Here is a 15,005-nt window from a genome sequence, read left to right as displayed (position 1 = left end):
TAATCAGCTTACTTTCCCTATATTATAGTGGTGTACGTGTCAATATAAAGCGGCATAATACCGGCTAATCTTTCATGTCAGGCCCATTTTTGCTTATTTTACATGCACAGCCGAGTTTGTATACGGGCATCCGGACCGCAACTAATTCGGCCGTTTTTCATTCTAAAAGTTATTTTCAATGTCTGCCATGCGAACGAACTTCAGTACAAAACCTGGCTTTCCCGCTCCGCCTTTGTATCAGGATATCCTCGAATTCATCGACGCTATGGGCATCAAACAGGTGAAAGCAATGGAAGCCTTCGGGGTGAGTCGCTCGCACTGGTTTAAACTGAAGCGGGAACACATGTACGGCCTTACCATCGAGAATATTAATAAATTCGCGATGACCTATAATCTCCCACCAGAAAAAGTCTTTGCCCTTTGTCAAATGACGTATATGCGCCGGTTAGCCGACACCACCCCACATACAGGTACAGACACAGGTGCGGGCACACCGCCACCGGCTACTCCCATCATTATCGATGCTGATTTTCCGCCCATCATTTGATGACTGCTTCCTTCAAATTTGCCCACTCAACGTTTCATACCTAAGTAGTACTAATTGAAAAGGAGAAAAACCATTGGGGGGGCCGCGCAACGGGGGGAAAGGAAAAGAGGAAAAGTATTTCCTCTTCTATTATTTAGAAGAACACACACACACGATTCATTTTTTAGTGTGTGTTTTTTATTAAGTTTTTTAAAAACGTTTTTAGATAAGCTTTTTAATAAAGCTTTTTAGACCCCTCCAAACACCTTGATAATCAATTTATTACAAGCATATTATGTAAGTCTATTGGTACAGAAATGTAAGTCCATTGGTACAAGAATGTAAGTCTATTGGTACGTAATGTAAGTCCATTGGTACAAGAATGTAAGTCTATTGGTACAGAAATGTAAGTACTTTGGGACACAGTGTAAGTACATTGGGACGTAATGTAAGTACTTTGGGAAATGAAAAATAGGGCCGGAGTAATAGTAGAGTGGCAAGGATATGGTAGACTTAATTAAATTGAACCACCAAAACTTATTACGACAAAGGATAAAGCTTAAAATAATAGTACGTAAAAAATACGTTAATAGTGCTATATAAATACTATTATGGGTAATGTAAGTCCATTGGTACAACAATTTCTGCCCGAATTTGCAATCTCGCCTACTCTAAATAAGAATTTTAAGGCGGTTTATTGCACTTTGCCTAACAAAACAGAACATAATGTAAGAAATTTCGCTATTCTTACATTAAGATTTGCGTAGTGCCCGCTTGGCCCAGCTGTTTTAGATATGAGCGAGACCCCCGACAACCGTAAAGAGATAGAGGCTCTTCAGCAAAACCCGGATTATATCATTATGAATAATCCGCTGGCGAGTCCCAAGTTTGTACGGAACATCTCAAAGTCAGAGCAAAAGACAATCACAGAAATTTACACGCCCAAAGTGTTCTACGAGATTGTGTCGCAGCTGAAGCCAGAACACTTGCTTGGGGTGGCCAATAACCAAAATATCACGATTGATATTGTCATCAAGGATTTCCTGAAAGAAATAGGGGCGGAGAAGACGCGTAATTATCAGCATCTGATTACGTCCATTGAGACCCTACAGACGACTATCCTGAAATGGCGCGACGAAAAAGGCGAACATCGAAGCCCTATAGTTGCCTTCTCAACGCATGATCGTAACAGCAGCACCATTCAGGTGCAAGTACATGAGAAACTGGTCAAGGTAATTCTGGACGTTAAAGAAAAAGGGAACTTTGGTTTTTTCAAGCGCAATGTGCACAAGCTCCAGAATGCGCAGGCGTTGAAGCTGTATCCTTTTTTCAAGGCCTGGTCGAATTATGGTCGCTACGAAACCACCCTGATTCGTTTCAAAGAAAACTTTGGTTATAACACCTCGGGTTATCAGCGATTTGCAGCACTCGAAAAATACGTGCTCATGCCGGCCCTGGACGAGATCAACAACAAGACTGATATTCAGCTGTCGTACCAGAAAACCGGGCAAAATCTGGATGGGGCTAAACCACGAGTTACCGGGTTGATCTTTTTTATCAAGTCAAAGGTAAAAGGGAAGGGTAAAGCACCGGCACTGCCCGGTGCACCACTTATTCAGGAGCTGGAGATTGACACCGAGTACGAAGTAGTTGACGATAAACCAGTCAAGAATGAGCCGGTCTCGGTTGAGTTGACGTCGGCAGAGTTTACGCAGCTTTTTGAGTTGTTTAAGAAAATAAACATTGATGACCGTCCCGATGCCATTGCCAGTAAGTTGCTGATTGAAGGGTACGTGGCTGCTTATGGTAAGCAAGCGGTGATTGATGCATTTCATGGGGTAATCGACACGAAGGCCCGGGTTCGGAGTGTCGCTTTTTTTACGCCCGAAGTGTTTGGGCGTTATGCTGGTTACGAAAGCCGTAAGGAAGAGAAGCGGCAACGTGAACTGGAGCAGCTCAACAGTAAGAAGCAGGAGCAACAGGACAAAGAGCGAATGCAGGAAATTCTGACCTATTTCGAAAGTCGGGAATACCAGTACTTTTTGCAGGTGTACGAACAAATCTCTGACGAACAACGGAATCCGTTGTTAAAGCAACTCTGGGACACGCACGAAGGCAACGAAGTATTCTTTAGTGCCGACGGTGAACCGACTGAGGTTGCCAAATATGAAATCGGTAGTTACTGGGTCAATAATTTCACTGCCTATAACCGACGCATGACCCTGCAGCGGATTGCCGAGCGAGATTACAATACCCGCATCGAGTTTGATGATAAGAACAACCCGTATTTTGTGAAATAGCGCTGGGTTTAATTCAGCTGTCGCGCATGACGTATCCGCTGGACAAATGCTGCGCATGATCACCAGAATGCTTATTAGAAAATAGAGTAGGAGGGACCTAATATGGGCTCTATATCGTAGCCAGTAATAGTAAGTAGATTGGGATGAGTTACTACGATTTCTCTTGAAAAGTTTTACAAAAACCCCAAAAAGTACTTATTAAATACTTTTTGGGGTTTTTGAGCATAATCTATCCTTAGTAGCAATACAAAAAACCTTAATAGGTTTAACCATAATGATAGGGCGATTGTGAAGGATTATAAAATAGTATTTATGGTAAATGTATTAAGTAGATTAACTACTGTATGCGCTCAGCTGAAAAAAATATATACTGAAACTTAAGTAAGATCTCGATGCGATAGGACAGCCTGTCCTATCGATGCAAATACATGTTCAACATAATTGAATGAACTTCAAAGAGCCGATAGGACAGCCTGTCCTATCGGGAGTGCGTATGCCACAAATGCTGTGTTAAACCGGTGAGTACTGACAGTTGCGCAGGGGGGGAGCTATGACGGAACCCCAGTCGGTTTTGTCGGCTGTGGCAAGCCAAATATTTTTTTACGATGTCATGGAATTATCAAAACGACTTGTAGCTTTGCATTACAAAGTACTTTTATATTTGCCGGTATAGTATTGCTTGATTACGTATCAATCGGCAGGTGACCGGCTGCATATCTGAGTACATGAAGAAAGTAAGTACCACTGTAAACTTGTAACTAACCGTATTACACAACTTTTACCCATTATGCTATGCGCGACGAAATAATTTTAAACCAGAACAATCCGCGGCAATTAGAAAGGCTATACCGTGAAAACCGTCCTTCATTTAAGGTTGCCTTTAACGAGTTATATCCGCAGTTAGCCAACAACCCCCTAACCGAAGGTTGGTATCAGCGCTTGAACTTTGAAGGTGAAGACACAACCTGGGGGACGCCTGCCGAACGGCTGTTTGTGATCATTGCCGCTTTACTGGCAGGAACGCTTGCCAAGTTTCCTGATCTCTTTTCGCTAGACGAGGAATTCTTTTACACGCGTAACATAGGGTTCATTGTGTTTCCGGCATTGACGGCCTATTTCGCCTGGAAAAAGGGGGTATCGGCTAAAGTAATTGCGATGGTGGCGGGTATTTTTCTGCTTTCCCTCATTTACATCAACTACTTGCCCCAGAATAAGGTGAGCGATACACTCGTTTTGGCTTGTATTCACCTGCCGTTCTGGCTATGGTCTATACTCGGCTTTACGTTTGGGGAGGGTCGACCAACGGATTGGCAGAGCCGTCTCGGATTTTTGCAATACAACGGGAATCTGGTAGTTATGACAGCCCTGCTGGTTATATCGGGTGTACTGGTTACGGCTATTACGATTAACCTGTTCAGGCTGATTGGGGTAAACATTGAGGAAGTGTACTTCGGGTATGTAGTGGTCTTTGGTGCATCGGCGCTCCCTTTAGTCGCTACCTTTTTCACCCAAACTCAGCCTGCAATTGTCAACAAGGTCTCGCCTTTGATTGCAAATCTGTTTAGCCCCGTTGTGCTGGTCATGCTGGTGGTTTATCTGGTTGCTACGTTGTTTTCGGGTAAAGATCCATACCACGATCGGGAGTTCCTGTTGCTGTTCAATGCATTATTAGTTGGCGTAATGGCGCTTATTTTCTTTTCGGTCACAGGAAGCCACACGGAGAACAAAAATGCAACGCAGGTTCTTATTCTCTTCCTGCTTTCAGCCGTTACCATTTTGGTAAATGGGGTGGTTTTATCGGCGGTGTTGTTTCGAATTTCTGAGTGGGGAATCACACCAAACCGGGCCGCGGTATTAGGAGCCAATCTATTGATGCTCATACACCTGTTTATTGTGGCTTTCCATTTGTTTAGGGCGCTCACCCGAAAATCTGACGTATCGTTGGTAGGCCGTTCTATTGCGTTATTCCTGCCGGTTTACAGCCTGTGGAGTGCGGTGGTTGTGTTTATTTTTCCGGTACTATTCGGGTTTAAATAGTTTCGTGAGTGATTGGCCATGGTCCCTGACCGGAGGTCGATGTGCATAAAAAAAGGCAGGCATCTTCTACAAGTGAGGATGCCTGTTTTGGTTTTAAAGGGAAATTTTAAAACTCAAAAAACGCCCAAATGTAAGTGAATTGGTACGGCTATCTGCGTGCTCTTTCTTTAATCTTTGTACTATTTAAGTAGGTCGCCTAAAGTAGTTTAGGTTATATGTTGGCGTGCATTTTGTCATGCTGACGAAGGAAGCATGACAAAATGCATACTCTAAAGTATTTCAGACAAAGCATTTATTTAAATTAATAGACTATATAGACTAATGAAATATAAAAAAGCCGCTAACCCCGAACAGGTTAACGGCCAAGAACAAACTGCATTCGTTTAACGTAGGGCGCTGAACTTACGAATCTCGGTGTTTAGTTCTTTGAGCCCCACCTCAAGCCCCCGTTTGGCCCCTTCCTCAAAATGGGCCAAAATCTCCTTGGATTCAATTCGATTCGGATCACCCAGATTGTCGTTTATGTATTTGTCGCGCAGGCGCACCAATCCACCGCCCATGGCCATGGCCAGTAACGGGTTAACGTCGAAAAATGGAAGTGGAGGATTGACCTCCTGCTTGCGCGCGTTCTGCCACGGGTCAATATGCGGAATAAGGTCGGGCAAAATGGGCTGAATAATATCGATCAAGAGTTGCAATCGCCGGCACTGACTCGCTTTCTTTCCCAGAACATCCGTTGCGTGCGTACCAATGCTGTAGAGCAACGACGGGCTGATTCGTTCGAAGCGCAGGGCAGGGTTATCCATGGTGGCTTCCATGACCCGGTGCTCAAACAACAATTGCCAGATCAGCCGCGACCGAAAGCAGCTGTGGTTGCCGGGACGCGAAAGCCAAACGGCTGTGTTAATGTAGTAGTGCTTGATTTGAGCCAGGTGTTGTTGCCCGGTTGCTGAAGCCAGAAAACCGCGCCCTTTGATGTTGGTATCAGGTTCGGAGACCTCCCCAATCAGGTTGACGTTTACGTAATGGTGCCAGGTAGAATCGGTCACGACACGACCGATATTAGCCAGGTGGCCGTCGTAGGCGCAAATAGCCCCAAATGTTTGCGCCTGCGTAGCCTGTTTGGTACCAGCGGTGCTACCGGCCAAAACGGTGGAGTAGGCGATAATTTCGGGGCCTATACCCATCGGAAACTCCGGAGTGCCATCTTTCTCATAATTGCCGCTCAGGTCAGTCGGTTCAACGCATTGACCCTCGTGCGGATGGTCGGGCAGTACCCGAATACGGCCCAGCGGGCTGCACAAAATAGGGTGGGGGTAGGTTTCGCGCAGAAAGCCGCCCAATGCGCTGGAGTACAGGCGGGGCTGAATTTCCTGCGGAACATCGTCAGACTGATCATCAAATTGAGAGCCCGCATCGTGGCCGATGCGGTTGGTATCGTTTCGGTTGGCGTCCTGCATCCCTACGTTACCGGCTGAGTTAGTCCAAAGCCGCATTTTACGCACTCGGGGCACCGATCCGCACAAGGCCCGACCCAGCTCGCCGTGATCGCCTGTGGCAAACACACCCCCGCCTTTGTTCATAAACGTACTCAGAATAACCAGTTCCGCGTCGGAGAGGCCCTGCGCCGACGAGTCAATGCCAAACAGCCAGACCTGATCGTACATCGTGTCGTTGAAGTGGTTTCCATCTGTAAAGCGGAAATTCGGAATACTTCGGTGAACCGCCACGTTGGGGTTGCCCACGTTGTTTCCCCGGTGGGCAATCGTAATCTGAAAATCGACATACGCCCGGCCGTCATTAGCCAGGATGGATACAAACGTAGCCAGGCCGAAGTCGCCCAGCCCGAAATCGAGGATCCCATCAGTGAGCAGCAGGAGTTTAACGGTGCAGGGTCGGCGCCACCACGGGTAGAGTTTTTCGGGCGAAAGCGTAAGCAGTTTATCCCGCATGTTGATGGCTTCGACCAGATGGGTATTTTCGGTAAAAAAGGCTTGTGTTGACATGGTTATCGGGTGGTTTAAAGGTGATTTACCCGTTAGTCGAAAAGCCGGACCGTTGCGCAAACAAACCCGTCTTATCCATGTCTTAAATTTTTGTTTAGCAGTAATTTTAACGTGAATTATGCATAATGGCTGACGCAAGGGCCTTCGACAGGCTCAACCGCACGCGGTCCGGGCTGACCGCAAATTTGTGAGCTGCCCGTCAGCCTGAGCCTGTCGAAGGCCCTTGCGTCAGCAACTACTTGTAGAACAGGGATTTTGTAGTGCGTATTATCCATAACTCACGCTAATTTTAGGTAATTTCTTTGGGTGAATTCAATAAAAAAGGGGCCGCTAAAACGGCCCCTTTTATCATCAGCGTGCTTATGTTTTCACAACTGCCCGTACTGCCCGTACGCTCATTTCTCCTCCAGCAACTGCCAGCATTGAAATAATGCGCGGGGTATGTGGTAGCAGCCTTTCCACTTACCGCCTTTGAGGGGCAACAATACCTCGCCCCGGCGGTTGAGATAGCCAAACCACTCGCCATGTTCCGGGTCGGGGAAGTGCGCCCAGGTGTAGTCGTGTACCCGACCAAACCACGTAAGGCAGTCGGTATTGCCCGTGAGTCGATAACCTTTGAGCAGGCTGATGAGCGTTTCGACGTGTACCCACCAGAGTTTCTGATCCCATTCGAGTTGCTGGGGCGGGTAGCCCTTCGCGTCCATGAAATACAGAATCCCGCCGAATTCGTTGTCCCAGGCGTAGTTGAGCGTATCGAGGGTAATCTTGACGGCACGTTCCATCAGGCTCCGGTCGTTGCGTCGACGGGCCAGATCCATGATGAACCACATGGCTTCAATCGCGTGGCCGGGGTTGAGCAAACGTCCCTCAAACGAGTCGGAGACCTGCCCCTCGGGCGTAACGTTTTCCCGAATCAGACCCAACGTCGGGTCGTAGAAAACATCCATCACCTCGTGGATGCATTGGTCAATGGTTTGCTCCACCAGCGATTGGTCGAGCAGATGCTCGATTTCAAGGGCCAGGTTGCACAGAATCATCGGCAGAGCGAAGTTCTTCAATGGGCGCGTGCCGTCAACGGCTTTGCTCCATTGGCCTTTGGGGTTGTTTTGCCGGGCCAGAATCTGCCGGAAGGTACCCTCAGCCAGCTGGGCCTGCTGCTCATTGCCCGTTGCGAGCGACAGTTGCCCAAAGGCCATCGTCGCAAAACAATCCGAAAAAATGTTGTACGGCTGCACGAGTGGGCGGCCATCCTGCGTGAGCGAAAAGTACCAGGGGTTATCGGCCAGGTTCGCTCCCTTTGCCTGCCCAAATTTCTGGAGAAAATCGGCACCATGCTGCGCCGTAGCCAGCCAGCTTTCCCGTTGTTCGGCCGGGAAGTGGGGGAGTCGATTGTACAACATGGCGAACGTCCAGACCTGCCTGGCTTGCAGCCAGATAAACTTATCGGTGTCGAACACGCTGCCATCCCGGTTGAGGCAGGTAAAGAACCCGCCATGCGTCCGGTCGATGGAGTGGGTCTGCCAGAACGGGATCACATCGTTCAGCAGCGCATCGCGGTAGAGTGGGGCGTATGAAGAAAGATCGTTGGTCATGAGGGTTATTGCGTCAGCCAGGTGTAGGGGAAATGGGCGTAGGTGATGAGGGTGTAATTGTCGCGTTCGTACAAAACCCCAATCTGACCATCGGCCTGTACAACCAGGTCGGAATAGGCCGCCGAGCCGCTGTACACCTCCCGGCCCCGCGACCAGCTTTTTCCGTCGTCGGTGCTGTAGCGCACGGTTAGTTTCTCGCGTTTGGTTTGGCTATTGGGGTTGCTAAACAGCAGCACCGAACGACCTTCGGTGGTTTGGTAGTTGACCATCGAACCCTGACAAACGGGGTCGGGGAGGTCGCTCGAAACCACCACCGGGTTCCAGGCCGCACCCGCCGTGGGCGACCAGGCCATCAGCCGGCTTTTCACATCGCCCGATTGATTCCGAATATTCATCAACACGCCCCCGTCCGATGTTTCGGCGGCTGTGCTCTCGTTGCCCCCCGCGTAGTCGACATCGGGCGAGAGTTTCCAGGTTTGGCCGTGGTCGTCGGAGTAGAACGCATGGGCGCGGTAATCGCGGAAGGCACTTTGTGGAGCCCCGGCCGAGTGGTTAGCAGCCACAAACAGGCGGCCCCGGTAGCTACCTTTGGCCAGTTGGAGGGCGTGGCCGGGCGTATTGGCGTACGAACGCCAGTCGTCGGCAAACGCATACGCCGGATTCACGGCTGGTTTGTTAGGGCGGTTCACCTGCGTGGTGATATTCACCGGGGCCGACCAGGTTTTGCCACCGTCGGTGCTTGTTTTGTACCAAACCTCCCGAATGGCTTTCCCATTGCGCACGTCCGATTCCGAAGCTACGCCCGTGTTATACACCAGAAATAGCCGCCCGGCCGGGTAGCGCGGGTCGGTGAGGTCGAACACCGGGGCGGGGTTGCCTGCCTGCGCGGTGCCGTAGTCGGCCACGAGGGTTTGTGGACCCCAGGTTTTGCCGTTGTCGCGGCTAATGCGCAAGACAATATCCACATCGCCAAAGTCGCCACAATCGGTACGCCGACCCTCGGCAAAAGCCAGCAGAGCGCCATCGGGGGCTTTCACAACGGCCGGAATCCGGTAACAGCCGTAGCCTTCGTCGCCATTGCGGAACACAGCGACCTCGTCGGGTGGCGTTGTGCTGATTGAAACAGGGAGGTTTGTTTGGCTAACTGCTGCGGGCTGCGGAGGTCGGCAGTTGATCAACAGGAGTGAAGCAAACAGTAGGGGACGGATCATAGTTGAAGAAATTAAACATGGGGAATTCAAGACATGGGGTGGAAAGCGTCAAAACCAGACCGTGGACCGTAATTGGAAAGCCGTCAGTACTAATCGCTTTCAACGCTCTTGACCAACGCTAATCATAATAGCTGACCTTGATTCCAAATTTCCAGACCTGGTTTACAAACGCTTTGGAATAGTCACCAGCCGAGATATCAACCCATTGCCAGGTTCGTTTGGCGAAGTCGTACACGTGATAAAAACACCCGCCGACTTCTTTGTAATTTTTCATTTTTGTGACGGCTATGTGCGGACAATTGGTTTTGATCGCGTAACGACCCTTTCCCGTGGGTTTACGCTCAGTGTAGCAGAAAAATTCGAGCCCGACAAAGACGCCTTCGTTGGGAAATGGAATGCGAAGTTTCTCTAAATCAATAGAAAATGATTGACTAAATGGATTGATGCGAACTATCGTATTCTCACGGAGTAAGTCAGTTTCCGGTAAACCCGTGTTTCGATTGACACTAAATATTCGGACACGTGCTTTAGAGAAACCATTTCGTCCAATTACGTATTTGCCCAATTTGAAATAGGCTCTGTCGATTAGGCCATCGATACTTTGGGCGTTTTTGATAAACACGGCATACGTAGTGGATATTTCGCCACCCGGCCCCGGGTTCGTACTGTAGGTTTCCTCGTTATGGAAACCTAATTCTACAGATCGCTTCTGTACGTTTCGTTTGCGGACAGATACCTCCTCGATCAGAATTGGGGCTTCGGTTAGGAGGACTCTAACAGACTGACCTTCTGTTAATCCCATCACGGTACGAGGATTATACCCCATGTTCGTAATCTGGATTCTATCAGATTTCGAGTTGACTACCAGCTGGAACTGGCCTTCTTCGTCTGTGAAAGCAATCTTGTTTAGCGAAAGATTGACCACACTGGCGTACTCTAAAGGCCGACTGTTGGCACTGTCGAGAACAACCCCTTTGAGAGTGTATTGGGCTAAACAGCTTCCCAGTGACACCCAACTGAAAACCAAAAGAAAAACGTAGTTCATCCGAAAAGACCCAACGGGTTTTGGTCCCCGCTCTACGGCTTACCCGTCAAGTCGCCGGATCGAACCGAAGCAAACAGTAGGGGACGGATCATGGCGAATGTCAGAACAGGCGTTGGAAATGATTTTCGAAATGGTTGCGCATGGCGTTGCGGAACGTCTCGGGCGTGCCGTGTTGCAGTACATCGACGAGGCCCCGGTGCGAGACGAACTTCTTGCGCTGCACCTGTTTCTTCAGAAGCCCACTTTGCTGAACGTATTCGAAGGCGGGTAGCAACATCCGCTGAAACCGCTTGAGGGTTCGGTTGCCCGTAATCTCGTACAATTTGCCATGAAACAGAATCTCCTGCTCGGCGTTGAACAGGGTTTCTTCGGTATTGGTGGGCTCGTTGGCCACAATGGCGTACAGCTCGTCAATGTCGCGTTGGGTGATGCGCTCAAACAGCAGGTCGCCCATGCCAATTTCGAGAACCATGCGCAGCTCAAAAATGTCGCGCAGCGTTTCGTCGTCCAGAATACCGGGGTACATCGTTTTTTCGAGCAACGACAGCAGGTCGGGATTGGTAATCACGGTACCGCGCTTCTTTTTGGTATCGACCATCCCCCGCATCCGTAGGCGTTGCAGGGCCTCCCGTACCACCGTCCGGCTAACGCCCAATTGCGTGGCCAATTCCACCTCCTTCGGAATCACATCTCCGATTTTGTATTGCCTATCCTGAAAAAAGTCGAGCAAATCAGTCTCGGCTTTGTCGACCAGTGATGTCTGTTCGCCAAGCCGCAGATCGTCATTCATGGTTGCGTAATCCATATTATGTATTACTTGATTTATGGCAAAAGTAGAATGAATATGTAAAATTCAAAAATAACCGGCTTAAATAAAATTTCTACGACTATTTTGAAGTATTAAATCATACATAATACCTTTGTCAGGTAATACATAATCAATTGGTACGAATGTTTATGGACACAATCTTTACCAGACGAGCGCACTTGGGGCGTTATGTCATACTTATTATAGCTCTGTTGGGGAGCTTCCTGGCAGGGGCACAAGTCCGGCAGGTGGAGGGCCTTGTAAAAGATGCCCGACTATCGGAACCGCTGCCGGGCGTGAACGTAACCGTGAAAGGAACGGCGCGCGGCACCGTGACGGGCGCTGAAGGCCGGTTTTCGATCAGTGCCGGATCAACCGATGTGCTGGTGTTTTCGATGATCGGCATGACCACGCAGGAGGTAGCCGTGGGCAACCAAACCACCCTCACCGTTCTGATGGCCGAGAGCAGTAAAAGCCTCGACGAAGTAGTGGTGGTGGGCTACGGGCAACAAAGCCGCCGGACACTCACAGGCTCGGTTGCTACCGTCGACCCGGCCGTGTTTAAATCGGTACCCCGCACCAACGTTGCCACCGCTTTGCAAGGTGCGGTGCCCGGTTTGCGGGTGCAGCAAACAACCGGACAACCCGGCTCAACCCCGGCTATTTCGTTCCGGGGTGGCACCGACTTCAGCGGGGCGGGTTCGCCCTTGTTTGTGGTCGATGGGGTGATTGTGCCGTCTCTGTTTGGTATTAACATGGAAGACGTGGAGTCGATGGACCTGCTCAAGGATGCAGCCTCAACGGCCATATACGGGGCGCGGGCTTCCAACGGTGTGGTGCTCGTATCGACCCGCAAAGGCAAAAAAGGCCGTACGCAGGTAACGTATAGCTACAAACGTGCCACGAACTACATCCGGCGCAACCCGCTCGAATACATGAGTGCCGAGGATTATATCCGCTGGAACCGGCGCGGTTTGGGAGCCCGCTTTGAAGCCGCCCGTGCCGACAACAACACGGCCGAGATGAACAACGCCCGCAACCAATTGGCCGGGGCCTGGGGCTGGGGTACCAACTCAGGCTGGACCGCCCCCGACGGCCGCTACTCGACCCAACAGGTAAACAATGCCAACCGGGGCCTGCTGAGCAATCCGCTATACAAACTGCTGGTGGACAAAAACCCGTTCAACCCGGCGCAGATGGATAGTCTGATTTACCGCTCGGTGAGTCAGCGGGAGCTGGAAGACATGATTTTGCAGCAAAGCAATCTGAACGAACACTACCTGAACGTTTCGGGCGGCAACGACATGGGCAATTTTGCCCTGGGTGTCGGGAGCCTGTCAGACGTGGGGATGTTGATCGGGTCGGGTTTCAAACGCCTGAATATGAACTTCAACGGGGGGCTTAACGTCGGTAAAAACCTGACGGTGTCGCTCAACCTCGCGGGCTACAGCACCCAATCGACACCCTCGTACCTCTCGGCCGATGGCGGTGGGGGCGTAAACGGGGGCGTGGTGCAACGGTTTACGGGCATTGCCCCAACGGCCCGTTTCACGCACGACCTCACGGGCGCAATTCTGCCCGGTGTGGATGGCAGCACCCTGGGCAATCCGCTATATCTGCGTGATAAATTCATCAACAATACCGGCGAACAACGCTACAGCGGGGGGCTGAACCTCGAATACCGGATTATGCCGGGCCTGAAACTGCTCGGATCGGCATCGGGTTTTTACCGATACACCGGCAACGACAGCTTCACCAAAGCATACATATCGGGAACGGGCGGGGCGCTCATCAACAACCGTAACGCGTCGTTCAGCAATGTGCGCACGAGTCAGTACCAGTACAACGGATTTTTGCAATACGACAAAACGCTGGGCAAACACAATGTGTCGGTGCTGGGCGGAGCTGAATTCTACGAATTTCGGCAGTACGAGTATGGCGCATCGGCGAGCTTAGCCGCTACCGATTTTATTCCCTGGCTCTCGGCTTCGACCAATGCCGTCGGGATTCCCTTTTCGGCCTTTTCGGGCTGGCAACGGCTGGCATCGGGTATTGGTCGGGTCAACTACAACTACGACAACCGCTACCTGCTGACCCTCAACGCCCGCTACGATGGTACCTCCAAGCTAACCACCAACCGGTACGGTTTCTTCCCCGGTCTGTCGCTCGGTTGGAACCTGCATTTCGAAGATTTCTTCGCCAAGTCGGGCCTGAACCGGTATGTGTCTACGGTAAAACCCCGCATCAGTTGGGGCGAAAACGGCAGCATTACCCCGCTGGGTGATTATGCCACCATTCCGCAGTACGGCAGCGTGGGTATTTACAACGGGCAGCCGGGCTTTGCCGCTGGCAGCATTGCCAATACCAACCTGCGCTGGGAGCGGGCCAACACGCTCAACTTTGGTCTGGACCTCGGCTTGCTGAACAACCGGGTAACTATTCTGACCGACTATTTTATCCGGAATGTGTACGACAAACTGAGCACGCTGCCCATTCCGTCGTGGACGGGTTACAGTGCCTACCTGACCAACAACGGGCAGTTGCAAAACCGGGGTATCGAGCTGGAAGTACGGGCCAACATCCTGAAGCCGGAAGGGGCCGGAGGCTTGTCGTGGACAGTAGGGGCCAATCTCTTCCATGTGAAGAACTACGCCGTAAAACTCCCAAACAACGGGCTGGAGCGGAACCGTCAAAGCGCCATTCAGGCCTTCGATCCCGCTACGGGTAAGCTGGCGTGGGTAGCCGGTTTGCAGGAGGGCAAGCGCATTGGTCTCGACGAAGTGTGGGCCCCGGCTTACGACGGTATCTACACAACCCAGGCTGAAATTGACGCCCGCGCCAACTTCGTAAACACGTATCTGCCGTACACCAACAAGCGGATTAAACTGCTGGGCGACGCCCGCTGGCGCGACGTAGACCGCAACGATACCCTCGACTACCGCGACTTTGTCTTTGTAGGCCGCACCACGCCGACTATTCAGGGTGGTTTCTCCTCAACGGTGCAGTGGAAAGGGTTCACGTTGTTCGGGCAGTTTGATTACTCACTCGGCTTTGTGATTGCGAATCAGATGTATCTGCGGGGTATGTCGCAGGTGCAGGGTTCGCAAAACGGACCGGTGGATGTTACCCAAACCTGGTCGCCCGATACGCCAAACGGCACCTTGCCCCGCTACTACTGGGCCAACTACGGCCGCAACTACTTCCTCGATGCGGGGGGCGGAACCACGGCACCGGCCAACTTCTGGCAGAAAGGCAACTACCTGGCCATGCGCGAGTTGACCCTCAGCTACGATATGTCGCCCGCCCTGACAACCCGGCTCACCCGCGACCGAGTGAAGAGCCTCCGCGTATTCCTGACCGGCTCGAACTTGGCGTATTTCACCCGCTACAACGGAACATTCCCCGAAACGGGCGGCAACGACGTTGGCCGGTTCCCGCTGCCGCGCGTCGTGACCATGGGTGCTACGTTGTCTCTTTAAT

Annotated in this window: 9 protein-coding genes; 4 read left to right on the top strand and 5 right to left on the bottom strand. The window is 50.9% G+C overall.

From position 1 onward, the window contains the following. Positions 1-187: 187 nt before the first annotated feature. From F5984_RS23545 to F5984_RS23535, 3 genes are all read left to right on the top strand, one after another. Positions 188-547, top strand: a complete 360-nt coding sequence (locus F5984_RS23545; RefSeq protein WP_152126671.1) for a hypothetical protein — start codon at positions 188-190, stop codon at positions 545-547. A gap of 773 nt (positions 548-1,320) precedes the next feature. Further along, positions 1,321-2,826: a replication initiation protein gene (locus tag F5984_RS23540; protein WP_152126670.1), complete on the top strand. Its 1,506-nt coding sequence runs from the start codon at positions 1,321-1,323 to the stop codon at positions 2,824-2,826. A 792-nt stretch (positions 2,827-3,618) separates the two neighbouring features. Then, complete coding sequence (locus F5984_RS23535) at positions 3,619-4,863, top strand: DUF4153 domain-containing protein (RefSeq protein WP_152126669.1); 1,245 nt, start codon at positions 3,619-3,621, stop codon at positions 4,861-4,863. A 383-nt stretch (positions 4,864-5,246) separates the two neighbouring features. On the opposite strand, the gene F5984_RS23530 is transcribed toward F5984_RS23535, so the two are convergent. The 5 genes from F5984_RS23530 to F5984_RS23510 all read right to left on the bottom strand — a co-directional run bounded on the left by F5984_RS23530 (position 5,247) and on the right by F5984_RS23510 (position 11,522). Continuing rightward, complete coding sequence (locus F5984_RS23530) at positions 5,247-6,869, bottom strand: hypothetical protein (RefSeq protein WP_152126668.1); 1,623 nt, start codon at positions 6,867-6,869, stop codon at positions 5,247-5,249. Positions 6,870-7,264: 395 nt separating this feature from the next. Further along, complete coding sequence (locus F5984_RS23525; RefSeq protein WP_152126667.1) at positions 7,265-8,461, bottom strand: AGE family epimerase/isomerase; 1,197 nt, start codon at positions 8,459-8,461, stop codon at positions 7,265-7,267. 5 nt (positions 8,462-8,466) lie between these two features. Continuing rightward, on the bottom strand, positions 8,467-9,672 hold the full coding sequence (locus tag F5984_RS23520) for a sialidase family protein (protein ID WP_152126666.1): 1,206 nt from the start codon (positions 9,670-9,672) through the stop codon (positions 8,467-8,469). 118 nt (positions 9,673-9,790) lie between these two features. Then, positions 9,791-10,717, bottom strand: coding sequence for a carboxypeptidase-like regulatory domain-containing protein (locus F5984_RS23515; RefSeq protein ID WP_152126665.1), 927 nt, complete (start codon positions 10,715-10,717; stop codon positions 9,791-9,793). A 100-nt stretch (positions 10,718-10,817) separates the two neighbouring features. Next, positions 10,818-11,522: a FadR/GntR family transcriptional regulator gene (locus tag F5984_RS23510; protein WP_152126664.1), complete on the bottom strand. Its 705-nt coding sequence runs from the start codon at positions 11,520-11,522 to the stop codon at positions 10,818-10,820. A gap of 152 nt (positions 11,523-11,674) precedes the next feature. On the opposite strand from F5984_RS23510, the gene F5984_RS23505 reads away from it, so the two are divergent. Beyond that, a complete protein-coding gene (locus tag F5984_RS23505) occupies positions 11,675-15,004 on the top strand; it encodes a SusC/RagA family TonB-linked outer membrane protein (RefSeq protein ID WP_246169334.1) in 3,330 nt (1,109 codons plus the stop codon). The last annotated feature ends 1 nt before the right edge of the window (position 15,005 follow it).

Origin of the sequence: Rudanella paleaurantiibacter (assembly GCF_009184635.1) — a bacterium.
Taxonomy (GTDB): Bacteria; Bacteroidota; Bacteroidia; order Cytophagales; family Spirosomataceae; genus Rudanella; species Rudanella paleaurantiibacter.
The sequence above is the reverse complement of the archived record's forward strand: the minus strand, read 5'-3'. Positions and strand labels throughout refer to the sequence as shown.